This is a genomic window from Micromonospora vinacea, assembly GCF_015751785.1.
GTDB lineage: Bacteria > Actinomycetota > Actinomycetes > Mycobacteriales > Micromonosporaceae > Micromonospora > Micromonospora vinacea.
Genome location: NZ_JADOTY010000001.1, coordinates 2946296 through 2970390, shown reverse-complemented (window position 1 = coordinate 2970390; position 24095 = coordinate 2946296). Strand labels below are relative to the sequence as shown.

Here is a 24095-nt window from a genome sequence, read left to right as displayed (position 1 = left end):
GCCGTCAGCGCCGGTCGGCTGCCCGACCGACCCGGGCGGCGCTGGCCCCGTCGGTCTGCACGCTCGCGTCGACCGCCTCGACCACGTCGCTGCCCAGCTCGGTGAGCCGGTGCCCGACACCGGCCCAGGCTCGCAGAACGGTCTGCTCGAACCCGCGGTAGTTGCGCTCGAAGGCGGCGCCGATGTCGTCGCGGCCCCAGGGCCGGGCACCGCTGGCGGCCTCGATCGTGCCGCCCTCCGCCGCACGCCGGGCCGTCACGGCCTCGCCGGCGAGCGCCAGGTCGGCACCGCCCCGGCGGGCCCTGGTCGGATCAAGCCAGAGCTGCCCGTCGGTCATGCCTTCGCCTCACCTTTGCCGAGGACGGCGTCGGCGCGACCGAGCAGCGCCGCGTAATCACCGGTCTTGAGGAAGTCCGTGGCCCCGGAGCCGGCCGGCATGCTCTCGGCGACGAGGTCGCGGGTGGCGTCGGCGGCGGCGGTCGCGGCGGCCCGGATCGTTTCGGTGACCTTTCGGCCGAGCGCCTCGGCGTCGCGGTCCCGGTAGATGGCCGACGTCAGCTCGACCTCGATCAACTGGCCCTGCGCGCCCACTGTCGCCGTCACCTGTCCGTCGGCCGACCGGCGCGTCACCCGTAGTGCGGCGAGTCGCGTCTGGAGGGTGTCCAAACCGGATCTGAGCTGCTGGTATTGACCGTACACGTCGTCGAATCGGGCCCGTAGCTCGCGATTGACGCCCCGGTCCGCCTGTTCGTCCACCGCCGCCCCTCCCGTCACCGTCGGTAGAGCGAAACAATACCGGCCGCCATCGATCCGTGTAGTCCGGTAGTTTCAACGTGTGATCGACCGTCAACAGGCCGAGCAGCTCGCGGCCACGTGGGCCCGGCGTGACTCGCAGCGCCTCGGCCACGAGTGCACCCCGATGGTCGACGAGTTCGACCTGGGTTGGGTCATCACGTCCGTCGTGCCCACCGAGGTGCGCACGGTGCCGGGTGACCTGCCGACGACAGTCATCGACAAGCAGACCGGCACTGTCACGACCTGGCCCCGAGTGCCGAGCACTGTGGTGGCGGAGCTGTACCGGCGTAGCCAACCCTCGGGGCCGACCGCTCCCCGCACTGTCGATCCGTCGAGCCTGCTGGTTCGGGAGATCCACCGTGGCGCCACCCCGAACACCGCCGCGCACCTGACCATCGACGGGCGGATCTGGACGGCTCAGGGCACGAAGGCCGACGTGCCGCTCAACCACCACCCGCTGGTGAGTGACTATCTGCGCCAGTTGCCTCCCGGCGAGCTGGTTCGCGGCGGGGCGGCGCACGCCGAGCTGATCGTGGTCTCCGACGTCCTGCACGAGTACGACCACCGCCGCGCCGCCGAGGGCATCGCGCCGATGGGGCGGGCCGAGGCGGCGGCGCTGCTGGAGGGCGCCCGCTTCGAGATCTTCCGGATCCGTGAGCCGGGTGATCCCGCCGGTGGGCCCGCCGAGCGGCCCTGCGACTCGTGCATCGACTTCCTGGTGCGGGCGAACGTCCTGCCGGAGTCTGCTCGCGCCTACAGCGAGACCTGGCTCGCGCCGGAGGCACCCGACCCCGACCCTGGGCGGTTCCCGGCGGAGGTGGCGAACGCGCTGGTCGCGGCTGGCTGGCGACCACACATCGGGGATCAGATCATGGCCGCCGCCGCCGTACGGGACGTCACGTCGGTGCCGGGGCGCAACCACCAGCACGAGGTCTTTCCCGCCGCCGTGGAGGCGCTCACCGCGTTCCCCAGCCTGGTCGGCGCGCGCCGCGGCCGGGGCGAGCAGGTGTGGATCTCCCGTTTCGACATCCGTCCGCACACCATCGCGCACACCGCCGACACCCTCGCGGACTTCGGCGCGGTGCTCGGCGTACGTCTCTTTCCGATCGGCACCGAGCAGCAGGACAGCATCCTGGCGGTGGACGAACGTGGTCGGGTGTTCGCGCTCGACCAGGCCGGCGAGTGGTTCCTCGGCGACACCATCGACGCCGCGCTGACCACCCTCCTGCTCGGCCGCGCCCCCGCCCGGGTTCGCGACGACGGCACCTGGCAGGCCGACTGACCCGGCCGCGTTGCCGGCTTACAGCGCGAGGCCGGTCAGCACCATGACCCGGGGCTCGGTGTAGTCGTCCATCGCGCTGCGCAGCCCTTCCCGGCCGACGCCGCTGCCCTTCACTCCGCCGTACGGCATCTGGTCGGCGCGGTACGACGGCACGTCACCGACGATCACGCCGCCCACCTCCAGCGCGCGGGCGGCGGCGAAGGCCACGTCCAGGCGTCGGGTGAAGACGCCGGCCTGCAGGCCGTACGCCGAGTCGTTGACGGCGGCGAACGCGGCCTGGTCGTCGGCGACCGGGGCGACCACCAGCACCGGCCCGAACACCTCCTCGGCCACGACCTTGGCGTTCGCCGGCACGCCGGTGAGGACTGTCGGGGGGTAGGTAGCGCCGTCGCGGAGGCCGCCCACCTCGACGGTGCCACCTGCGGAGACGGCTTCGGCGACCCACGTCTCGACCCGGCGGGCCGCGTCCTCGGACACCATCGGCCCGACGTCCGTCAGGTCGGACGCCGGGTCTCCGGTACGCAGGCCCCGCACCGCCGCCACCAGCCGGGGCAGGAAGTCGGCGTACCGGGCGTGGTGCACGTACACCCGCTGGACGGCGATGCACGACTGGCCGGCCTGGTAGTTGGCGAACGTCGCGATGCGCTGTGCGGCGAAGTCCAGGTCCTCGTCGGTGGTCCAGTCCGCGCAGAGCACCGCGGCGGCGTTGCCGCCCAGCTCCAGCGTCACGTGTTTCTCCGGCGCGGCGCGACGGATGGCCGCGCCGACCGGCCCGGAGCCGGTGAACGACACCACCGGCAGCCGGGGGTCGGTGACCAGGTCGGCGGCGCGGTCGTTGGGCAGCGGCAGCACCGAGAACATCCCGGCCGGGAGGTCGGTCTCGGCCAGCAGTTCACCGAGCAGCAGCGCGGACAGGGGTGTCGCGGGCGCGGGCTTGACGATGATCGGTGCGCCGACGGCGACGGCGGGTGCCACCTTGTGGGCGACCAGGTTGAGCGGGAAGTTGAACGGCGTGATGCCCAGCACCGGGCCTCTCGGCACCCGCCGGACCAGCGCGATCCGGCCGCCGGCGGCCGGGTCGGTGTCGAGTCGTTGCAACTCGCCGGAGAAGCGCCGGGCCTCCTCGGCGGCCCAGCGGAAGGTCGACACCGCACGCCCGACCTCGGCGCGGGCCCACTTGAGCGGCTTGCCGTTCTCCGCGGTGATCAGGGCGGCGATCTCGCCCGCGCGCTCGGCGAGCCGCCGGGACACGTGGTCGAGGGCCGCCGCGCGGGCGTGCGCGGGCAGCGCCGCGGCCTGCGCGGCCACGCCGGCCGCCGCGGCGACGGCGGCGTCGACCTGGTCGGGCGTGGCAACCGTGGTACGCCCGACCGGGCGGCCGTCGTACGGGTGGTGGACGGTCAGCTCGCCCTCGCCGGTGGCGGGGCGGGAGGCGACGAAGAAGGGTGCGGGCTCCACGCCGAGCAGAGTAACCGAGGGATCAACCGACGGAAACAGTCGCGATAGCCCTTGTCTGCCGCGAATTCAGTAGCGAAGATGGCAGAGAGATTGCGATAACCGCCGCAGAACCGCCCCCGGCCCCCTTCGGAGTGATCCCGCCATGAGTGACCAGCAGCAGCTGCGCAACTTCGTCAACGGCTCCTACGTCGACCCGGCCGATGGCGGTTACGCCGACCTGGTCGACCCCTGCACGGGTGAGGTGTTCGCCCAGGCCCCGGTCTCCGGCCCCGCCGACGTGGACGCGGCGATGAGCGCCGCCGCCACCGCCTTCGAGAGCTGGCGGGAGGTCACCCCCGCCGAGCGGCAGCGGGCGCTGCTCAAACTCGCCGACGCCGTGGAGGCGCGCGCCGCCGAGCTGGTCGACGCCGAGGTCCGTAACACCGGCAAGCCCCGCCAGCTCACCGCCGAGGAGGAGCTTCCCCCGGCGGTGGACCAGTTCCGGTTCTTCGCCGGCGCCGCCCGGATGTTGGAGGGGCGGTCCGCCGGGGAGTACCTGGCCGGACACACCTCCTACGTGCGGCGGGAGCCGATCGGCGTCTGCGCGCAGGTCACCCCCTGGAACTACCCGCTGATGATGGCGGTCTGGAAGATCGCCCCCGCGCTCGCCGCCGGCAACACTGTGGTGCTCAAGCCGTCGGACACCACCCCGGTGTCGACGCTGCTGCTCGCCGAGATCGCCGCCGAGTTCTTCCCGCCGGGGGTGTTCAACGTGGTCTGCGGCGACCGGGACACCGGTCGTACCCTCGTGTCGCACCCGACCCCGCAGCTGGTGTCGATCACCGGCTCGACCCGCGCGGGCATGGAGGTCGCCGCCGCGGCGGCCCCCGACCTGAAGCGGACCCACCTGGAGCTGGGCGGCAAGGCCCCGGTGGTGATCTTCGACGACGCGGACGTGGCGGCGGCCGCCGAGGCCATCGCGTTGGGTGGCTACTTCAACGCCGGGCAGGACTGCACGGCGGCCACCCGGGTGCTGGCCGGCCCTGGCGTCCACGACGACTTCGTGGCGGCGCTCGCCGAGCAGGCCCGCAACACGAAGACCGGCGCCCCGGACGACGCCGACGTGCTCTACGGCCCGTTAAACAACGCCAACCAGCTCACCCGGGTCAGCGGCTTCGTGGACCGCCTGCCGGACCACGCGGCGATCCAGACGGGCGGGTCCCGGCAGGGCGAACGCGGTTACTTCTACGCGCCGACTGTGGTCTCCGGGCTGCGTCAGGCCGACGAGATCATCCAGGACGAGGTGTTCGGGCCGGTCATCACCGTGCAGCGCTTCTCCGACGAGGACGAGGCGGTGCGCTGGGCCAACGGTGTCGACTACGGCCTGTCCGCGTCGGTGTGGACGCGGGACCACGGCCGGGCCATGCGGATGACCCGCCGCCTGGACTTCGGGTGTGTCTGGGTCAACACGCACATCCCGTTCGTCTCGGAGATGCCGCACGGTGGCTTCAAGCACTCCGGGCACGGTAAGGACCTCTCGGTCTACAGCCTGGAGGACTACACCCGGATCAAGCACGTCATGCACAACCTGGGGAGCTGAACCGTGAGCGCGAGGAGTGAGCCGGGTTTGCGAGCCCCGCAGTCGCGAACGAAGAGCGGCGCTGCGCCGTCGAGCGAGGAGCTGCACAAGCGGCGCGGCGGTGCGGTCGCCCGGGGTGTCGGCAGCGTGATCACGTCCTACGTGGACCACGCGTCGGGCGGGACGATCACCGACGTCGACGGCCGGGAGTGGATCGACTTCGCCGCCGGCATCGCCGTGACCAGTGTGGGCAACTCGGCCCCGAGGGTGGTCGAGGCGGTCCGGGCGCAGGTGGAGCGGTTCACCCACACCTGCTTCATGGTCGCGCCGTACGAGTCGTACGTGGCCGTGTGCGAGCAGCTCAACGCGTTGACGCCCGGCGGGTTCGAGAAGCGGTCGGCGTTGTTCAACTCCGGTGCCGAGGCGGTGGAGAACGCCGTGAAGGTCGCCCGCCACGCCACCGGGCGGCCGGCGGTCGTGGTGTTCGACCACGCGTACCACGGCCGGACCAACCTGACCATGGCGTTGACCGCGAAGAACATGCCGTACAAGCACCGGTTCGGGCCGTTCGCCGGGGAGATCTACCGGGTGCCGATGTCGTACCCGCTGCGCGACGGCGGGCTCCCCGGCGCGGAGGCGGCGACCCGGGCCATCGAGATGATCGAGAAGCAGGTCGGCGCGGAGAACGTCGCCGCGCTGCTCATCGAGCCGATCCAGGGCGAGGGCGGCTTCGTCGTACCCGCGCCGGGTTTCCTGCCAGCGCTGCGGGCCTGGGCGACGGCGGCCGGGGTGGTCTTCGTCGCCGACGAGATCCAGACCGGTTTCTGCCGTACCGGTGACTGGTTCGCCTGTCAGCACGAGGGCGTCGAACCCGACCTGGTGACAGTGGCGAAGGGCATCGCCGGTGGTCTGCCACTGGCCGCGGTGACCGGTCGGGCCGAACTGATGGACGCGGTGCACGTGGGTGGGCTCGGCGGCACGTACGGCGGCAACCCCATCGCCTGCGCCGCCGCGCTGGCCACCATCGAGACCATGCACGAGTTGGACCTGGCCGGCGCGGCCCGACGGATCGAGTCGCTGCTGGTTCCCCGGCTCCGGGCCATCGCCGAGCGAGATCCCCGGGTCGCCGAGGTACGCGGCCGGGGCGCGATGCTCGCCATCGAACTGGTGCTGCCGGGCACGCTCACCCCCGACCCGGTCGCCACTGCGGCGATCTCGGCGGCCTGTCACGCCGCCGGCCTGCTCACCCTGACCTGCGGCACGTACGGAAACGTGCTGCGTTTCCTGCCCCCACTGGTGATCCCCGACGGGCAGCTCAGCCGGGGCGCGGACGTCCTCGACGCCGCCTTCGGCTGAGCGGCGGAGCAGGCTGAGCGGCGGAGGGGCCCGGTGCGCGGGCCCCTCCGCCGACGTCAGCGAAGCACCTCGACAGTGTTGCGGCGCACCAGGTTCTTGCCCGGCTCCCGGATCTGCTCCATGGCCGCGGAGTTCAGCAGCACACAACTGCCGGACGGGCCGGTCACCGTCACAGTGGTCGCCCGGTTGTTATCCAGGTTGGTCACCCGCAGCCGGGTGCCCACCGGGAACTGCCCGCTGGTCGCCGCCGGCCCGGCCGCCTCCTCGAAGAAGGTGATCGCCCCCGAGCACGCCGACCGGGGTGCCGGGCCGGGCGCGCCGGGCGACGCGGCACCGGGACGGACCGTGCCGGGGGCCGGAGCGGCGGCGGGCGGTGCCGCGCCGTCGACGCGTTCCACCACGTTGCGGCGGATCACGTTCTTCCCCGGCTCGCGGACCAACTCCATGGCCGCCGCGTTGAGCAGCACGCAACTGCCCGACGGGCCGGTGACGGTCACAGTGGCCGCCCGGTTGTTGTCCAGGTTCGTCACCCGCAGCCGCGTACCCACCGGGAATCGGTCGCTGGTCGCCGCCGGCGCACCGCCCTCCGCGGAGAAGGTGACCGAGCCGGAGCAGACCGACGACCGCGCCGGGGCCGTGTCGGCGAACCCGAAGCTGGTCCCCACCGACACGCCCACCACGGCGAGCACCGCCACACCCGCCGCCAGCACGTGCCTGCGCTGAACCCTCATCGCCGTCACTCCCGTCCTCGGTGGTGTCTTCACCCACCGGTACGGACCGGAGCGCCCTACCGTTCAGCCGGTACGGGTATCGATCGTGCGGCGGTCAGGTCCACGGGTCCGTACCGGGTGCGCGGAGCACCGGTGATTAGCGCCCAGTAACGGTCGCCGTACGACCAGTGCCACCACTCGGTCGGGTAGTTGACCATCCCCGCGCCACCGAGGGCGTCCACCATGATCTGCCGGTGCCGACGGGCGGTGCCGACGATCGCCGGCGCGTCGGTGAAGCAGGCGTCGGCGCTGTCCTCAGGGGTGGCGTCGATGGCCGTGCCCAGGTCCAGCTCCACACCGTCGTCGGTGCAGAGCGTCAGGTCCACAGCGCCGCCCGTGCTGTGCGGGGCCACCTCGACCGGTGAGACGAACTTCGTGGTCTCCCGGTGCAGCCGCTGCGGCGACCAGTCCGGGTGCCGTCGCCGCAGCTCGTCCCGGTAGCCGGTGAAGATGGCCAGTTGCGCCTGGTACGGCCGGTAGCCCTCGACCACCAGCAGGCGCAGCCCACCGGGCAGGGCACGCTGCGCGGCCAGCAGACGGTCCACGACACCGGCGCGCAACCGGGCGTACGCCCCGGCCGGGTCGGCGGCCCGTCCGTCCAGCCGCAGCTCCGGCAGCTCACGCAGATCCACGAACTCCTCGCCGTCGTCGGCGCTGGGCACCGCCGCCACCCGGGGATCGGAGAGCAGGATCATCGGACGCTCCCCGCCGTGCTCGCGGACCGTTCCGCGTGCCGCACCCGGGCCAACTCGACGAGCCGGTCCACCACCTCCCGATAGCTGACCCCGGCGGCGGCCCACACCTTCGGGTACATCGAGTGCGCGGTGAAGCCGGGCATCGTGTTCAGCTCGTTGACGTACAGCTCACCGGTCGTCTCGTCGTAGAAGAAGTCGACCCGGGCCAGACCCCACCCGCCGATCGCGGCGAACGCGCGCAGCGACAGCTCACGTACCCGCGCGGTCACCTCGTCCGGCAGAACGGCGGGGACGATCATCGGGTCGGCGTCGCCGAAGTACTTCTGCTGGTAGTCGAACCAGCCGCCGCTGACCCGCACCTCACCGACCGCCGACGCCTCGGGGCGCCAGCCACCGAGCACCGCGCACTCCAACTCCCGGCCGGCGACACCCTGCTCGACCATGACGAGCTGGTCGTGGCGAAGCGCCTCCTCCACGGCGGCGGCCAGGTCGTCACCCTCGCCGACCCGGGAAATGCCGATGGACGAGCCCATGCTGGCCGGCTTGACGAAGAGTGGCCTACTCAGCCCGGTCACCAGCTTCTCCGGGTCGTCGACAGCCCGGTAGGTGTGCGCGTCGAACGCCACGTACGGGGTGACGGGGATGCCCTCGGCGCGCAGCGCCCGCTTCATCGCCACCTTGTTCATGCCCACCGCCGAGGCGAGGATGCCGCACCCGACATACGGCACGTTCAACGACTCCAGCAGCCCCTGCACCACACCGTCCTCGCCGTAGGGGCCGTGCAGCACCGGGAAGACCACGTCCAGCTCGGCGTGCACCGCGCCGGGTGCGTTACCGGCGGACACCTGCACGACGCCCGGACGCGGACCGGCCCGCAACTCGACGGCCGGCCCGGTCACCACCAACTGGTCGTCGATGGCCCGCTCGCCGGCCGGCCGGTCGCGTAACTCGGCCAACAGCGCGTCGGGCATCAGGCGAAACCCACCGCTGCGGGTGACGCCGATGGCGACAGTGCGGTAGCCGCCGCCGGCGAGCGCCCGGGCCACCCCGAGCGCGGAGGCACAGGAGACCTCGTGCTCCGCCGACGGTCCACCGAACAGGATTCCGATCCGAACCGGCGCGCTCACGCCGCCACCCCTTCCCCGGTGAGGTCGGCGGATCGCGGGGTCATCAACTGGGCCACCAGCGCCGCTTCCACGTTTCCGCCGGTCAGCACCACGCCGACCGTCCGCTGCCGGTCACGTGCCGGCGGAAGCCGGAGGGCGCCGGCCAGGCCGGCCGCCCCGGACGGTTCGGCGAGCACCTTGAGCTCCGTCAGGATCAGCCGGAACGCCGCCGCGATCTCCTCGTCGTCGACCCGGACGACCCCGCGCAGCGTGTCCCGCACGATGGCGAACGGCAGCTCACCCACGCACGACGGCCGCAGCCCGTCCGCGATGGTGGGCGCCGGCGCGACCGGCACGCGTTCACCGGCCGCCAGGCTGCGGGCGAGCGAGTCGCAACCCACCGGCTCCACGCCGTACACCTCGATGGCGGAGCCGGCGGCGGCCAGGCACGCGCCGGCCACCCCGCCACCACCACCCACCGGTACGACCAGCGTGTCCAACGGCGTGCCCGCGCGCTCGGCGTCCTCGATCAGTTCCAGGCTCGCGGTGCCCTGCCCGGCGACGACGTCCGGGTGGTCGTACGCGTCGATGACGGGGTGACCGCTCTCGTCGCTGAGCCCGTTGGCCACCGCCACCCGCTCCTCGACGCCGGTGCCGGCGAAGACCACCCGCGCCCCCGCCGCGCGCGCCCGGTCGACCTTCGTCGGTGCCGCGTCGACCGGCAGCACCACTGTCGCCGCAAGCCCGTTCTTCCGGGCCGCCAACGCCACCGCCACCGCGTGGTTGCCGGTGCTCTGCGCGATCACCCCGGTGTGGCCGGCCGCGGCGAGGCGGCCGACCGCGCGCAGCGCGCCCCGCATCTTGTACGAGCCGCCGTCCTGCAGGTTCTCCGCCTTGAGCAGGACCCGCGCCCCGGCGAGTTCGTCGATCACCGGGGACCGCAGCACGGGTGTGCGGACCACCCGGCCGGCGAGCCAGCGGCTGGCCTCCTCGACATCGGCCCGGACCTGGCCAACGGTGCGTGTCATCGTCTCTCCTTTTTCGGGCACACCACAGGCGGGATCCAGCAGCACGTGGACCCCGGTGAGTGGGTGGAGGTGTCAGGTCAGAGTGGGTAGCTGGACGTCGACCCGCAGGCCGCCGTACTCGGCGGGCCGGGCCGCGATGATGCCGTCGTGCGCCTGGGTGATCGAGCGGGCGATGGCCAGGCCCAGGCCGGCCCCGCCGCCCTGCGATGTCCGGTCCCGGGCGAGTCGGCGGAACGGCTCGAACAGACCGGCCACCGCCTCCGCCGGCACGGGCTGGCCGGTGTTGACCACTGACAGCGCGGGCACGCCGCTGACCACGACCGTCAGCGAACCGCCCGGCCGGTTGTACTTGATCCCGTTCTCCACCAGGTTGGTGACCAGGCGCTCCAGGAGCACCCGCTCACCGACGACGACCCGGGGTTCGAGATGGGTCTCCACTGTGACCCCGGCCTCCCGGGCCCGGTCCACGTATCCGGCCAGCACCGCCTCGACGATCGCGTCCAACCGCTGCGGTATCCGCGAACGGAGTCCCTGGTCGCTCTCGCTGAGCGCGAGCAGGCCCTCGATCAGGCGTTCGTTGCGCTCGTTGGTCTCCAGCAGCTGACTGGTCAACAACTCCAACTGCTCACCGGTGAGCGTCCTGGCCATGCCGACCTCGATGAGCGTCCGCTGCACCGCGAGGGGCGTCCGCAGCTCGTGCGAGGCGTTCGCGGCGAACCGCCGCTGCCCCTCGTACCCGGCGGAGACGCGTTCCATCATCTCGTCGATCGCCCGGGACAGCCGGGCCAGCTCGTCGCGGCCCCGGGGCCGGATCCGGTGGCCGAGGTTCTGCGGGCCCAGGTGCCCGATCGGCCCGGCCAGGTCAGCGACCGGGCGCAGGCACCACACGGCGGCGAACCAGAGCCCCACCAGGACGGCCACTGTCACGAGCAGGACGGCCGCCAAGGGCAGCAGGTACGCCCCCGGTCGCACGTCGCGGCATACCGTCGACAACCCGGGCATGGGCAGGTCGCAGAACTGCTGCCCCCAGGTCCAGGCCACCCCGGCCACCCACTTGCCCATCGCCGGCAGCACCGGCCCGGCCAGCAGCGCCAGCAGACCCACCAGCAGCACCCGACGTCGGGGCGTCCAGCTCACGCCGTGCCGCCGATGCGGTAGCCGGCCTTCGGAACGGTGTGGATGATCGCGGGATCGCCGAGCTTCTTGCGCAGGGTCATCACCGTGACCCGTACGGCGTTGGTGAACGGGTCAGCGAACTCGTCCCAGGCCTGTTCCAGCAGCTCCTCGGCGCTGACCACCTGGCCCTCCGCGCGCAGCAGCACGTGCAGCACCGCGAACTCCTTCGGGCTCAACGCGAGCGGGCGGCCGTCCCGGGTGGCCAGGTGCCGGCCCACGTCCAGCGCCAAGCCGTCCTGGGCGAGCACCGGTGGCAGCGCCGGCGTCGACCGTCGCCCGAGGGCCTGCACCCGGGCCACCAACTCGGCGAACGCGAACGGCTTGGTCAGGTAGTCGTCCGCGCCGAGGCCGAGGCCCTCCACCCGGTCCCGGATGCCGGCCGCCGCGGTGAGCAGCAGAACCCGGGTGCCGACCTGGGAGTCGGCGATGCTGCGGCACACCTCGTCGCCGGTGTGCCCGGGCATGTCCCGGTCCAGCACCGCGACGTCGTACCGGTTCACCCCGACCCGCTCCAGCGCACCGTCACCGTCGTAGCAGACGTCGACGGCCATCGACAGGCGGCGCAACCCTTCGGCCACCGTGTCCGCCAACAACCGCTCGTCGTCCGCCACCAGCACCCGCACGTTTCCGCTCCCCCGAGTTCGGCTTGCCCGGCATACCGTCGCAGGCCAGGGTTAAGGGTTCTGTAAGCACCCGCCGCAGCCATCCTCCACGCGAGTGTCCAGCGGGCAAACCATCGCAAGCCCGTGGATGTCGACTTCACACCCATGTCACACCAGCTGCGTCGTCCGTTCCCACCGAGGGTCACGCGTTTGGCCCGCGAGGGTGAGCGGCATCACGGAGACTCCCCCAGCCCCCACCCCACCCCGTCCCACCCCCGTCGATCTTGCACTTTCTGTTACGACAAATAGTGCCTTAGAGACATTTGTGCGGCACAAAGTGCAAGATCGACGGAATGGGGGGTGGGGATGGCTACGAGAGGGCTGCGCGGATGGTGGCTTTGATGTGTTGGGGGCGGCGATAAAGGTCAAGGTCGGTGAAATAGCGCATTCGCCAACCGGCTGCGTCCAGCCAGCTGACCCGCTCCCGGTCGTACCTGAGCCGGTCACGGTCCAGGTGCGACAGCCCGTCGTACTCGATGCCGATTCGGCGTTCGCGGTAGCCCAGATCGAGCCGGTACAGAGGGATGCCATTGCGGTCGGCCACCCATAGTTGTGGCTCCGGTGGGGGCAGCCCGCCGTCGATCAGGATCAGTCGCAACTGGCTTTCCTGTCGGCACTCCGCCCTACCGTCCGCCAGCGGTATGAGTTGCCGGGCCTGCCGGACACCACGCAATGCGTTGTGGGCCGCGACCTCGGCCATCAGCTCATCCTGGGTGATCAAGCCCGACCGGAGCGCAGCGTCGAGCACCGGGAGTGCGTCGAGCCGCCGAACGGCGCGAGCAAGGTCGACTGCACAGCGCGCCGCCGGTACGCAGGGCAGACCTCTGACGAAGACCGGCCGAGCGGGTAGAACCGTCCGGTGAACGACCACCCCGGGCAGACGGGGCTTTGGCACCTCGGCGGGCAACTGGATGTGGATCAGATCGTCGCGCAGCACCCCGAAGCCGTATCGGCGAGCGGCACTCTGCCTCGCCAACATCGCACCATCGGGTAGCCGGAGCATCAGGGCACGCAGTTCGTCATCGTCGTCGCAGGGCTTGTTCGCATAGACCCCTCTGCGTACGCGGTGCAATTCCTCGCGATCGAGCCGGGTACGGATCCGTCCAACGGTGAGCTCCCGCATCAGCGCGTCGGTACGCCACAGTTGAGTAGCCATAGGAGCAAGCTGACCATTTCAGGACCCCGACGACGCCCTGCAATGACTACCTGTGGAAAACCCACCCCCCTGTGGACAATCCCCAACCCCAACCCCTCCCGTGCTAGGGCCTACACCCCAGAATCCGCGCTCCGCGATCCCCACTCCGCGATCTTGCAGATCCTGTCGCCGAAATGCCCGATAAGCGGGGAAAAGTGAGTACAGAAAGTGCAAGATCGCGGGGGGCGGGGGCGGGGGCCGGGGCACGTTCACCGCTCCTCCATGCCCCAGGGCGAGCCGTAGCCGGTGAGCAGGTCGAGGAAGGGCATCGGGGGTAGCGCCTCCGGCCCGAGCACCCCGACACCGGCCCACGCGCCGGTGGCGAGCAACTCCAACGCGACGACCGGGTTGACGGCGGTCTGCCAGACCACCGCCTGGTGCCCGTACTCCCGCATCGACCACTCGTTGTCGACCACGTGGTACAGGTAGACCTCCCGGGGTTGCCCGTCCGGGCCGAGGCCGCGTACCCAGGTGCCGGCGCAGGTCTTGCCGCGCATCCGGGCGCCGAGCGTGGCCGGGTCGGGCAGGCTCGCGGCCACCACGTCACGCGGGGAGACGTCGACGCCGCGGACCCGCACCGGGGAGACCGCGTCCAGGCCGAGCTTGTGCAGCGTCTTGAGCACGTCGATGAACTCGTCGCCGAGGCCGTACTTGAAGGTGACCCGCCGGGCCTTGACCCAGCGCGGGATGAGCAGCACCTCCTCGTGTTCGACGTTGACGCACTCGACCGGCCCGATTCCCTCGGGGAAGTGGAAGACCTCCGGCTCGGAGAACGGTTCGGTGGTGAACCAGCCCCGGTCCCTCTCCCAGACGACCGGTGGGTTGAGGCACTCCTCGATGGTGGTCCAGATGGAGAACGAGGGGGCGAAGTCGTACCCGTCGACTGTGAGGTTCGCCCCGTCCCGGACGCCGATCTCGTCGATCTCGGAGAAGAGTTCGTCGGCGGCGTACCGGGCGAACACGTCCGACAGGCCGGGCTCGACGCCGATGCCGCACAGCGCCAGCCGACCGGCCGCCGACCAGGTGTCGGCCACCGCGAACTGTTCGTCGCCGAGCTTCACCCCGGTTTCGGCGTGCGACAGGGACATCGCCATGTCCAGGTAGTCGGCGCCGGCCGCGAACGCGCCGTCGAAGATCGGCATGACGAACCGCGGGTCGACGGCGTTCAGCACGTGCGTGATCCGGTGCTCCCGGCACAGCGCGGTGACCGCATCGGCCGAGGAGGCGTCCACCTGGGCGGCGACGAACCGGTCACCGTGCCCGGCGACCGCGCGCTGTGCGCGAACGGGGTCGTGGTCGGCGACCACGATGGTCTCGAAGAAGGTCCGTCGGGCGGCGATGGCTACGGCGGCGGAGCCGACGCCACCGGCGCCGACGAGGAGGACACGCATCAGGAATCAAACCCCAAACCGAAACGATCGAGAGTACGGAGCCAGAGGTCGCGCCGGCCCTCGCGCGCGTCGGCGCGGGCCAGTGACCAGCGGGTGAGATTGATGCCGACCGCGCGGACGGGTTCCGGTGGGAACGGCAGTGGCTTGCGGCGAACCAGATCGAGGCCGGTCAGCGGGGTGTTCCCACCGTCGAGCAGGTCGAGCAGCACCCGGGCCCCGAAGCGGGTGGCTCCGACGCCGAGGCCGGTGTACCCGGCCGCGTACGCCAGCCGGCCGCCGTAGGCGGTGCCGAAGAACGGGCAGAACCGGGTGCAGGTGTCGATGACCCCGCCCCAACGGTGGCTGAACCGCACGTCGGCGAGCTGCGGGAACGTGGTGAAGAAGTGGCGGGCGAGGGTGGTGAAGGTGGCCGGTCGTTGTTCCAGCTCGGGCGCGACCCGGTTGCCGTAGTGGTAGACGGCGTCGTAGCCGCCGAAGAGGATCCGCCCGTCGGCGGTGATCCGGTAGTAGTGGAACTGGTTGGCGGTGTCGGCGAGCCCCTGTCGGTTGCGCCAACCGATGGCGTCGCGCTGGGCCGGGGTGAGCGGTTCGGTCATCAGCACGTGGTCGTAGACGGGCACCAGGTACGCCCGTAGCCGGCGCAGCAGCGGCGGGAACGCGTTGGTGGCCAGCACGACCCGCCGTGCCCGTACCGAGCCGGGCAGACCGGCGGCCCGGGTGTCGGCCCGGTCGGCCGGCACGGCGGCGGGGTCGGTGCCCACTGTGCTGGCGTGCAGGGCCGGGCCGTCGGCGCGCAGGCCGGTGACCCTTGTGTGCTCGTGCACCCGTACGCCGAGGTCGAGGCAGGCGCGGCGCAGACCCCAGGCCAGCTTCGCCGGGTCGACCATGGCCACCCAGTCGGCGTCGAACATCCCACCCAGGTACGTCGGCGAGTGCACCTCGGCGCGCACCTCGTCCCGGTCGAGCAGGCGCACGCGGTGGCCGTACCGGCGGGCCAGGTCCGCGTCGGCGGCCAGCCCGTCGAGCTGGTACGGCTCGACGGCGACGGCCAACTCGCCGGTGCGCTCGAAGTCGCAGTCGATGTCGAACTTGGCGACTGTGGCGGCGATGGCGTCCAGGTTCTCCCGGCCGAGGCGTTCCAACTCGCCGACCTCGTCGGGGAACCGGTCCACGCCGTTGGCGAGGCCGTGGGTCAGCGAGGCGGCGCAGAACCCGCCGTTGCGCCCGGACGCGGCCCAACCGCAGGTCCCGGCGTCGACGAGCAGCACGTCCCGGTCCGGGTCCGCCTGTTTCGCCAACAACGCGGTCCACAGCCCGCTGTAACCACCGCCGATCACCAGCAGGTCGGCGGAGTGCCGACCAGCCAGTGGCGGCAGCGGGTCGGGGCGGTCCGGGCGATCGAGCCAGTACGGCACGGGTGCCGCGTCGGCCAGCGCCCGGCCGGTATGCGGGAGCGTCATGACGGGCCGGCCAGCAGGTTGGCACGGCGGGCCCGTCGACCGCGTAGCGAGCTGAGCCCCACGAGCAGCAGCGCGACAGCGAACATCGCGGTGCCGATCACGTTGACCTGCGGGGGGATGCCACGCTGGGCGGCGCCCCAGACGTACATCGGGAACGTGACTGTGGTGCCGGCGTTGAAGTTCGTGATGATGAAGTCGTCGAAGCTCAGCGAGAAGGCCAGCAACGCGGCGGCCACGATGCCGGGCAGCACCAGCGGCAGGGTGATCCGCCGGAAGGTCTGCCACTCGCTGGCGTAGAGGTCCATGGCGGCCTCCTCCAGCCGCCGGTCCATCCCGGCGAGCCGCGCCTTCACTGTGACCACCACGAACGACACGCAGAACATCACGTGCGCGATCACGATGGTCCAGAACCCCTGCGGTACGCCCGCCGACACGAACAGGGCCAGCAACGACGTGCCCATCACCAGCTCGGGGGTGGCCATCGGCAGGAAGATCAGCACGTTGATCCCGGACCGCCCACGGAAGCGGTGCCGGACCAGCGCGAACGCCATCAGGGTGCCGAGCACTGTGGCGACCACTGTGGCGATGAAGCCGATCTGCACGCTGCGGACCACGGCGTCACACATGTCCGAGGTGGCACACGGCTGCCGCCAGTTGTCCAGCGTGAACTCGTTGAAGTCGTACGACAGCCGGCTCGACGGGCGGTTGAACGACAACGCGGCCACCACCAGGATCGGCAGCGCCAGGTAGCCGAGCACCAGCAGCGCCACGATCATCACCCAGCGGTCCGCCAACCAGCGCGAAAGTCGCATTAGAGGACCTCCTCCGTGCCGGCTCGACGGAGGTAGCCGAAGACCACCGCGAGGATCGCCGCCATCAGTAGGAACGACAGCGCGGCGCCCTGCGGGTAGTCCAGTCGGACCAGGAACGCCGAGTCGATGACGTTGCCGATCATGTATTCGTTCGGGGTGCCGAGCAGTTCGGCGTTGATGTAGTCGCCGCTGGCCGGGATGAAGAACAGCAGCGTGCCGGCGACCAGACCGGGCATGGAGAGCGGAAGTGTCACCCGACGGAACGCCTGCACGGGGCTCGCGTACAGGTCGGTGGCCGCCTCCAGCAACCGGTGGTCCAGCCGCTCCAGGCTGGCGTACAGCGGCAGCACCAGGAACGGCAGGAAGTTGTACGTCAGGCCGAGGACCACAGCGAACGGGGTGGCCAGCAGCCGACCGTCCGGGGCGAGCAGGTGCACGTCGCGCAGCAGCCCGACGAGAGCGCCGTTGTCCGACAGGATCGTCTTCCAGGCCAGCGTCCGGACCAGGAAGCTGGTGAACATCGGCGCGACGACGCACACCAGCAGCAGGTTCTTCCAACGGCCGGCCTTCTGCGCGATCGCGTACGCCAGCGGGTAGCCCAGCAGCAGCGCCAGCACCAGGGCCAACCCGGCGTAGCCGAACGAGCGCAGGAACTGCGGCCAGTACGCCTGCACCACGTCCGGGTAGTTGCCGACCGCCCAGGTCATCGCGTACCCGGTGGAGAGCGAGCCGCTGGGGTCGTACAGGCTGGCCGCCGCCAACTGCAGCAGCGGCACGCCGAAGAAGATGAGCAGCCAGGCCGCGCCGGGCAACAACAGCAGGTACGGCAGGAGTCGGCGCCGCCCGGACCGGGCTGCCGGTGGCGCGGGTGGCGGGTGCCCCGCTCCGGTGGGAGCCAGGAGGGTCACGACGACGCACCCACCGGCTCGTCGAGCACCGGCGACGTCCGGTCGCTGTCGGCGGCGTCACGGGGCAGCAGGAACGCGTGCCGTGGATCCCAGTACGCGACGGCCTCGCTGCCGACCGCCACCCGCGTCGACGTTCCGCTGTTGGCGGCGAAGACCGACAACTCGGTGCCCCAGCTGGTGCGCAGCAGGTACTGCGTGCTGACTCCCACGTAGGAGGCGTCGGTGACCACTCCGGTGACGTGCTGATGCCCGGCGGGCACCTGGTCGGCGGAGCCGACCAGTATCAGCTTCTCGGGGCGTACCCCCAGGTGGACAGGGCCGTGGTCGGCCCGTGACCGGCCGGCGGGCACCGAGAGGCGCGTGCCGTGCGCCGTCACCGCGACGTCGCCGCCGCTGACGCCGGTGGCCTCGCCGGCGAGCAGGTTGGACTGGCCGAGGAAGTTCGCGACGAAGGCGGTGGCGGGAAACTCGTAGATGTCGGCGGGTGCACCCAACTGTTCGATCCGGCCGGCGTTCATCACCGCGACGGTGTCGGCCATGGTCATGGCCTCCTCCTGGTCGTGGGTGACGTGGACGAAGGTGATGCCGACCTCGGTCTGGATGCGCTTCAGCTCGATCTGCATCTGTCGGCGCAGCTTGAGGTCGAGGGCGCCCAGCGGCTCATCGAGCAGCAGCACCTGCGGTCGGTTGATGAGGGCGCGGGCCAGTGCGACCCGCTGCTGCTGACCGCCGGAGAGCTGGGCAGGGCGGCGGTTGCCGTAGCCGTCGAGTTGCACGAGCGACAGCATCCGGGTGACCTCGTCGTCGACCGAGCGGATGCCGCGTCGGCGCAGCCCGAAGGCGACGTTCTCGAAGATGTCGAGGTGCGGGAAGAGCGCGTAGCTCTGGAAGACGGTGTTGACAGGCCGCTTGTACGGCCGCAGCCGGGCGATGTCCCGGTCACCGAGCAGCACCTGGCCGCTGGTCGGCTCCTCCAGACCGGCGATCATCCGCAACGTGGTGGTCTTGCCGCAGCCGGACGCGCCGAGCAGTGCGAAGAACGAGCCCTGCTCGATGGTCAGGCTCAGGTCGTCGACAGCTGTGAAGACGCCGAACCGTTTGGTGAGGTTGGCCAGGCGCAGGTCGCCGGCGGGTGTCTCGCGCGCCATCCTCGTCACGCCCCGATGACCTGTTGGAACTTGCCCTCGTACTCCTTCTCCTGCTTCTCGTCCAGGGCCATGAACACCTTGGACTTGGACAGCAGCGCCTCGTCGGGGAAGATCAGCGGGTTGGCGGCCAGCTCGGGGTCGATCTTCTCCATCTCGGCCTGGGCGCCCTTGACCGGGCAGATGTAGTTGACGTACGCGGCGAGCTTCGCCGCGACCGCCGGCTCGTAGTAGTAGTTGATCAGCGCTTCGGCGTTGCCCTTGTGGGTGGCCTTGTTGGGGACCATCATGTTGTCGCTGTAGAGCATCACGCCGGAGTCCGGCGCGACGAACCGCACCTTCTCGTCCTCACCGGACAGTTGGATGACGTCGCCGGACCAGCCGATGCACGCGGCAATGTCACCCTTGGCCAGGTCGGGCGCGTAGTCGTTGCCGGTGAACTTGCGGATCTGCCCGGAGTCGACGGCCTTCTTGAGCTTGTTGAGGGCGTCGTCGAACTGGGCGGCGGTGAAGTTCGCCGGGTCGTGCCCGTTCGACCCGAGCAGCAGACCCATGGTGTCGCGCATCTCGCTGAGCGCTGTCACCTTGCCCTTGAGGTCGGGGCGGGTGAGCAGTTCGTCGACAGTCCGCAGCTCCTTTGTGACGTTGCCGTTGTACGCAAGGCCGGCGAGGCCGGACTGCCACGGAATGGAGATCCGGTTCTCGGCGTCGAAGGGGCGGTTGAGCAGCGACGGAAGCAGGTTGGCCTGCACGTTCGGGATCTTCGCCGGGTCCAGCTTCTGGATCCAACCGAGCCGGATCATCCGGGCCGCCATCCAGTCGGTCAGCACGATGATGTCCCGGTCGGTGCTCTGACAGGCGGCGAGCTGGTTCTGCACCTTGCCGAAGAACTCGTTGTTGTCGTTGATGTCCTCGGTGTAGGTCACCTGAATGCCGGTCTTCGTGATGAACTCGTCGAGGCTCGGCCGCTTGGACTCGTCAGTGTCGTCCACGTCCATGTACTGCGGCCAGTTGGCGAAGGCGAGTTTCTTCTCGGTGCCGGAGAGGTCCTCGCTGACGCAGCCGGCTTCGGTCTGCTGCGCGCCCTTGGTGCCGCAGCCCGCGAGGCTGCCGCCCATGCTGAGCAGGGCAGCCGAACCGAGAGTGCCGGTGAGCAGTCCACGCCGGGAGAGGGGCCGGAGGGGAGTACGCATGACGACTCCTAGGGGGTCATCGTCGGCGGGCGGGACGGGGAGGCACGCCGGCGGGAATGTCGGGAGGGTCAAGTGCCATGGACGACTGATCCTGACATGAGGTGACCTCCCTTACAAGGGATTCCGTTGCGGGAATAGCGATGCACGACGAAATACGCCAGACTACGCGGGGGATACACGCGCGACATCACGATTCGGGATATGGGGAGCGGGCAATGACAAACCGGCAGCACGAGAACAGCAACGGCGGTCGACGCGTCGCTGTCCGTGAAGGCGCCAATCACGCTCTGCTGGATGACGTGGCCAAGCAGATCATCGAGCAACTCCAGGAGGACGGCCGCCGCCCGTACGCCACGATCGGCAAGGCGGTGGGGCTGTCCGAGGCCGCGGTCCGCCAGCGGGTGCAGCGGCTGATCGACTCCGGCGTGATGCAGATCGTGGCGGTGACCGATCCGCTCCAGCTCGGCTTCAACCGGCAGGCGATGATCGGCCTACGCACCGACGGCGACCTGGAGGCGGTCGCCGACCGGCTGGCCGAGCTGGACGAGGTCGACTACGTGGTGATCACGGCCGGGTCGTTCGACCTGCTCACCGAGGTGGTCTGCCGCAACGACGACCACCTGCTGGAGATCCTGCAACGACTGCGCGCGGTGCCCGGGGTGCTCTCCACCGAGGCGTTCGTCTATCTCAAGCTCCGCAAGCAGACCTACACCTGGGGTACGGCCTGACCCTCGCTTGTCGCGCCCGGCGTTCGCGCCGGCGTTCGTGCTTGATCCACTCGACTTCACCGATAACGCGGTATCAATCACGTCCGGACACCGCGATCTCGGCGAACCGGGGTGGATTGAGCCGGCAGCCGAAGGAGGCGCTTCCCCCGAGCAGGCCCTGTGGAGCTGATGTCGCAAACGATTCGGCGGCCGGCAGGCACTACCTGGGCAGCCGAGCGCCATCCCGACCGGCTGCTGTGATGCCGTAAACGATTCAGCTCGAAAGGGCGGCCACCAGCACACCGCCGGCTCCTGCCGACCGCCAACGAAGCAGCCAACGACAGTACGGATTCCGTTGCGTCTGTGACGCGTGTGCGCTAAATCCGTCGCCAACTGACCGTGATACCGCCGATAACACTTGCCCCGGAGGCTGAGACTGTGCGATAACCGTTGACAGAGCGGCCGGCCTCACCCCTTGAACCGGCCCGACGACCGATGGGGCTCGACATGGCCAACGCCACCGACCACCTCTGGATGCACTTCACCCGGATGGCGAGCTACTCCGCCGGTGAGGTGCCGACCATCGTGCGCGGCGAGGGAGCGTACGTGTGGGACGCGCAGGGTCGCCGCTACCTGGACGGGCTCGCCGGGCTCTTCGTGGTCAACGCCGGCCACGGCCGCACCGAACTGGCCGAGGCTGCCGCCAAGCAGGCCGGTGAACTGGCCTACTTCCCGCTCTGGTCGTACGCCCACCCGAAGGCCATCGAACTGGCCGAGCGGATCGCCGCGCTCACCCCTGGCGACCTCAACCGGATCTTCTTCACCACCGGAGGCTCCGAGGCAGTCGAGGCTGCGTGGAAGCTGGCCCGCGCCTACTTCAAGCGCACCGGAAAGCCCAACAAGTACAAGGTGATCAGCCGGTACATCGCCTACCACGGCACCTCCATGGGAGCCCTGTCGATCACCGGCCTGCCGGGCATCAAGAGCGACTTCGAGCCACTGGTGCCGGGTGCGATCAAGGTGCCGAACACGAACTTCTACCGGGCGCCCGAGCACGGCGACGACCCCGAGGCGTTCGGCCGCTGGGCCGCCGACGAGATCGGTCGGGCCATCGAGCGGGAGGGTCCGGACACTGTCGCCGCGGTGTTCCTGGAGCCCGTGCAGAACTCCGGCGGGTGCTTCCCGCCGCCGCCCGGCTACTTCGAGCGGGTACGGGAGATCTGCGACGCGTACGACGTGCTGCTCGTCTCGGACGAGGTGATCTGCTCGTGGGGGCGGCTGGGCGAGTACTTCGGCGCGGTGCGCTACGGCTACCAGCCGGACATCATCACCACCGCCAAGGGCATCACCTCCGGCTACGCCCCGCTCGGCGCGATGATCGCCAGCGACCGGCTGATGGAACCGTTCCTCACCGAGACCGGCATGTTCGCCCACGGGGTGACCTTCGGTGGGCACCCGGTCTCCTGCGCGGTGGCCCTGGCCAACCTGGAGGTCTTCGCCCGCGAGGACCTGGTCGGGCACGTCCGCGCCAACGAGGACGCCTTCCGGGCCACCCTGGAGAAGCTGCACGACCTGCCGATCGTCGGCGACGTCCGCGGCGACGGCTACTTCTACGGGATCGAACTGGTCAAGGACAAGGCCACCCGGGAGACCTTCGACGAGGCCGAGTCGGAGCGCCTGCTGCGGGGCTTCCTCTCCACCGCCCTGTTCCAGGCGGGCCTCTACTGCCGGGCCGACGACCGGGGCGACCCCGTCATCCAACTGGCCCCGCCACTGATCGCCGAGCAGCAGCACTTCGACGAGATCGAGCAGATCCTCCGCACAGTCCTAACCGAAGCCTGGACCAAGCTCTAACGCACCCACCCACTGGTGTTGATCAAGAGGTTTGCGTCAAAAACGCGCCGGCTGATGACCGAAACCTCTTGATCAACGCCGGAAAGAGGGGAGCGCTGGGGGCCCGGTTAGTGGTTGGGGGGGATTACTCGGAGGTGGCCTCGGCGGCCCGTCTGGTGGGGGTTCTCGGGGCGGCTCTGGTCCGGCTCCGGGGGGCGGGGGGCCGGGCGGGCGGCTTCGCGAACCGCCTCGGCCAGCGCGACCAGGTCGTCGGTCGTGGGCGGCGGCGGCTCGAATTCGCCCTCGTGCCGGACGACGTCCCAGCCCCGCGGGGCGGTCAGGCTGCGGGCGTGCGGCTCGCACAGGTCGTACGTGTGCGGCTCGGCGAACGCCGCCAACGGCCCCACCACCGCTGTCGACTCGTTGTAGACATAGGTCAATGTGGCGACCGCTTGCCGGGGGCAGCCGTTACGGGAGCAGCGCCGTGGTGACCTCACGTGCGGCAGGGTATCTCCATTACCGGGTCCGGCGCATCGCTTCGCGTTGCGACACGCCCGTCATGGTGATCACAGTCGACCGTCCTGGGCGCGCCGCGCCACGGGATCGGCGCTGCCGCTGGCCAGCCCGACACGGGCGCTACCCTTTGCCTCATGACGAGCCCGGAACACCGCCGCCCCGGCTCCGGCCGGCGTGCGCATCGTGACCGGCACGGGCGCGGCCTGCGCGGGCGGCTGGTGCCGGCCACCGTGCCGCTGGCGCGGACCAAGGCCGAGGTCTTCGACGACCTGGTCCTGGACACCGTCGAGACGCTGGAGCGTCGGTTCGCCAAGGAGCTGGCCGGGGTCGAGTTCGCGGTCGAGGACGTCCCGCCGGACCTGAACGTCTACGACTCCGATGTGCTGGAGGACGGCGAGGTCCCGCTGGCCCGGCTGCTGCCCGGTCGCCCGGGCCGGCAGGAGGTGCCGCCGCGGATCGTGCTGTACCGGCGGCCCCTGGAGTTCCGGGCGATGGACCGTGAGGACCTCGCCGATCTCGTCCACGACGTGATCATCGAACAGGTGGCGAACCTTCTCGGGGTGGACCCGGACGAGCTCGCCTGAGCCAACCCCCGAGCGGAGAGTCGGGCGGCCCCCACCGCCTCGACCTCACACCGCCCAGGCGGGCCCCCCGGCCCAGACCTGCACCGCTCAGGCGGCCCGCCGCTTCAACTTGCGCCGCTCCCGCTCGGAGAGCCCACCCCAGATGCCGAACCGCTCGTCGTGCCCGAGAGCGTATTCAAGGCACTCGGTCTTGACCTCGCAACGCGAACAGATCCGCTTCGCCTCGCGGGTCGAGCCGCCCTTCTCGGGAAAGAACGCCTCGGGGTCGGTCTGCGAGCACAACGCCCGCTCCTGCCACTCCGGCGCGTTTCCGAGCAGGTCGGCCACCTCAAGCTGGCCGTCCATCAAATGCCTCCTTGTCGCGCACCGGCGTCATCGCCGCTGCAACCCCCCACGCGAAAGGCGTGCTTGTCCGTCCGGTCCCGTTTTGTTGCGTTCCGTGCGAACAACCCCATTCAAATTACA

Annotated in this window: 24 protein-coding genes; 6 read left to right on the top strand and 18 right to left on the bottom strand. The window is 70.6% G+C overall.

The window, feature by feature from the left end:
• Positions 1-4 precede the first annotated feature (4 nt).
• Positions 5-337, bottom strand: a complete 333-nt coding sequence (locus IW249_RS14260; protein WP_196921207.1) for a hypothetical protein — start codon at positions 335-337, stop codon at positions 5-7.
• Complete coding sequence (locus tag IW249_RS14255) at positions 334-756, bottom strand: YbaB/EbfC family nucleoid-associated protein (protein ID WP_196921206.1); 423 nt, start codon at positions 754-756, stop codon at positions 334-336. The genes IW249_RS14260 and IW249_RS14255 overlap by 4 nt, the downstream gene beginning before the upstream one ends.
• Positions 757-835: 79 nt before the next feature.
• On the opposite strand from IW249_RS14255, the gene IW249_RS14250 reads away from it, so the two are divergent.
• Positions 836-2077: an SUKH-3 domain-containing protein gene (locus IW249_RS14250; protein WP_196921205.1), complete on the top strand. Its 1242-nt coding sequence runs from the start codon at positions 836-838 to the stop codon at positions 2075-2077.
• Positions 2078-2095: 18 nt separating this feature from the next.
• Here the strand turns inward: IW249_RS14250 and IW249_RS14245 are convergent, their stop codons facing one another.
• The gene (locus IW249_RS14245) at positions 2096-3535 is read right to left on the bottom strand and encodes an aldehyde dehydrogenase family protein (RefSeq protein ID WP_196921204.1); all 1440 of its coding nucleotides are present in this window, start codon (positions 3533-3535) and stop codon (positions 2096-2098) included.
• A 142-nt stretch (positions 3536-3677) separates the two neighbouring features.
• On the opposite strand from IW249_RS14245, the gene IW249_RS14240 reads away from it, so the two are divergent.
• Both IW249_RS14240 and gabT read left to right on the top strand, forming a co-directional pair.
• A complete protein-coding gene (locus IW249_RS14240; protein WP_196921203.1) occupies positions 3678-5114 on the top strand; it encodes a gamma-aminobutyraldehyde dehydrogenase in 1437 nt (478 codons plus the stop codon).
• A 27-nt stretch (positions 5115-5141) separates the two neighbouring features.
• A complete protein-coding gene (gene gabT, locus IW249_RS14235) occupies positions 5142-6449 on the top strand; it encodes a 4-aminobutyrate--2-oxoglutarate transaminase (RefSeq protein WP_196924787.1) in 1308 nt (435 codons plus the stop codon).
• Positions 6450-6505: 56 nt separating this feature from the next.
• Here the strand turns inward: gabT and IW249_RS14230 are convergent, their stop codons facing one another.
• The 13 genes from IW249_RS14230 to IW249_RS14170 all read right to left on the bottom strand — a co-directional run bounded on the left by IW249_RS14230 (position 6506) and on the right by IW249_RS14170 (position 19990).
• On the bottom strand, positions 6506-7180 hold the full coding sequence (locus IW249_RS14230) for an RlpA-like double-psi beta-barrel domain-containing protein (protein ID WP_196921202.1): 675 nt from the start codon (positions 7178-7180) through the stop codon (positions 6506-6508).
• 56 nt (positions 7181-7236) lie between these two features.
• Positions 7237-7914, bottom strand: a complete 678-nt coding sequence (locus IW249_RS14225; RefSeq protein ID WP_196921201.1) for a M15 family metallopeptidase — start codon at positions 7912-7914, stop codon at positions 7237-7239.
• The gene (locus IW249_RS14220) at positions 7911-9041 is read right to left on the bottom strand and encodes a D-alanine--D-alanine ligase family protein (protein ID WP_196921200.1); all 1131 of its coding nucleotides are present in this window, start codon (positions 9039-9041) and stop codon (positions 7911-7913) included. Before IW249_RS14220 ends, IW249_RS14225 begins: the two co-directional genes overlap by 4 nt.
• Positions 9038-10048, bottom strand: coding sequence for a threonine ammonia-lyase (locus IW249_RS14215; RefSeq protein WP_231392527.1), 1011 nt, complete (start codon positions 10046-10048; stop codon positions 9038-9040). The genes IW249_RS14220 and IW249_RS14215 overlap by 4 nt, the downstream gene beginning before the upstream one ends.
• Before the next feature lie 72 nt (positions 10049-10120).
• The gene (locus IW249_RS14210; RefSeq protein WP_307788588.1) at positions 10121-11185 is read right to left on the bottom strand and encodes a sensor histidine kinase; all 1065 of its coding nucleotides are present in this window, start codon (positions 11183-11185) and stop codon (positions 10121-10123) included.
• Positions 11182-11847 carry a response regulator transcription factor gene (locus IW249_RS14205; protein ID WP_196921199.1) on the bottom strand — a complete coding sequence of 222 codons (666 nt, stop codon included), beginning with the start codon at positions 11845-11847 and terminating at the stop codon, positions 11182-11184. Before IW249_RS14205 ends, IW249_RS14210 begins: the two co-directional genes overlap by 4 nt.
• Before the next feature lie 349 nt (positions 11848-12196).
• Positions 12197-13009, bottom strand: coding sequence for a type IV toxin-antitoxin system AbiEi family antitoxin (locus tag IW249_RS14200; RefSeq protein ID WP_231392526.1), 813 nt, complete (start codon positions 13007-13009; stop codon positions 12197-12199).
• A 281-nt stretch (positions 13010-13290) separates the two neighbouring features.
• Entirely contained in the window at positions 13291-14472 is a 1182-nt protein-coding gene (locus IW249_RS14195; protein WP_196921197.1) for a saccharopine dehydrogenase family protein, read from the bottom strand.
• Entirely contained in the window at positions 14472-15932 is a 1461-nt protein-coding gene (locus IW249_RS14190; RefSeq protein ID WP_196921196.1) for an NAD(P)/FAD-dependent oxidoreductase, read from the bottom strand. Before IW249_RS14190 ends, IW249_RS14195 begins: the two co-directional genes overlap by 1 nt.
• On the bottom strand, positions 15929-16744 hold the full coding sequence (locus IW249_RS14185) for an ABC transporter permease (protein ID WP_196921195.1): 816 nt from the start codon (positions 16742-16744) through the stop codon (positions 15929-15931). The genes IW249_RS14190 and IW249_RS14185 overlap by 4 nt, the downstream gene beginning before the upstream one ends.
• Positions 16744-17652, bottom strand: coding sequence for an ABC transporter permease (locus IW249_RS14180; RefSeq protein WP_196921194.1), 909 nt, complete (start codon positions 17650-17652; stop codon positions 16744-16746). Before IW249_RS14180 ends, IW249_RS14185 begins: the two co-directional genes overlap by 1 nt.
• A complete protein-coding gene (locus IW249_RS14175; protein WP_196924785.1) occupies positions 17649-18800 on the bottom strand; it encodes an ABC transporter ATP-binding protein in 1152 nt (383 codons plus the stop codon). The genes IW249_RS14180 and IW249_RS14175 overlap by 4 nt, the downstream gene beginning before the upstream one ends.
• A gap of 5 nt (positions 18801-18805) precedes the next feature.
• On the bottom strand, positions 18806-19990 hold the full coding sequence (locus tag IW249_RS14170; RefSeq protein WP_196921193.1) for a polyamine ABC transporter substrate-binding protein: 1185 nt from the start codon (positions 19988-19990) through the stop codon (positions 18806-18808).
• Between the two features lie 215 nt (positions 19991-20205).
• On the opposite strand from IW249_RS14170, the gene IW249_RS14165 reads away from it, so the two are divergent.
• The gene (locus IW249_RS14165) at positions 20206-20718 is read left to right on the top strand and encodes an Lrp/AsnC family transcriptional regulator (protein WP_196921192.1); all 513 of its coding nucleotides are present in this window, start codon (positions 20206-20208) and stop codon (positions 20716-20718) included.
• A gap of 486 nt (positions 20719-21204) precedes the next feature.
• Positions 21205-22551: an aspartate aminotransferase family protein gene (locus tag IW249_RS14160; RefSeq protein WP_196921191.1), complete on the top strand. Its 1347-nt coding sequence runs from the start codon at positions 21205-21207 to the stop codon at positions 22549-22551.
• 107 nt (positions 22552-22658) lie between these two features.
• Here IW249_RS14160 and IW249_RS14155 read toward each other — a convergent pair whose 3' ends face one another.
• On the bottom strand, positions 22659-23027 hold the full coding sequence (locus IW249_RS14155; protein ID WP_124822852.1) for a DUF3499 domain-containing protein: 369 nt from the start codon (positions 23025-23027) through the stop codon (positions 22659-22661).
• A 153-nt stretch (positions 23028-23180) separates the two neighbouring features.
• On the opposite strand from IW249_RS14155, the gene IW249_RS14150 reads away from it, so the two are divergent.
• Positions 23181-23630: a metallopeptidase family protein gene (locus tag IW249_RS14150; RefSeq protein ID WP_074316962.1), complete on the top strand. Its 450-nt coding sequence runs from the start codon at positions 23181-23183 to the stop codon at positions 23628-23630.
• A gap of 87 nt (positions 23631-23717) precedes the next feature.
• On the opposite strand, the gene IW249_RS14145 is transcribed toward IW249_RS14150, so the two are convergent.
• The gene (locus IW249_RS14145) at positions 23718-23975 is read right to left on the bottom strand and encodes a WhiB family transcriptional regulator (RefSeq protein ID WP_007455784.1); all 258 of its coding nucleotides are present in this window, start codon (positions 23973-23975) and stop codon (positions 23718-23720) included.
• Positions 23976-24095 lie beyond the last annotated feature (120 nt).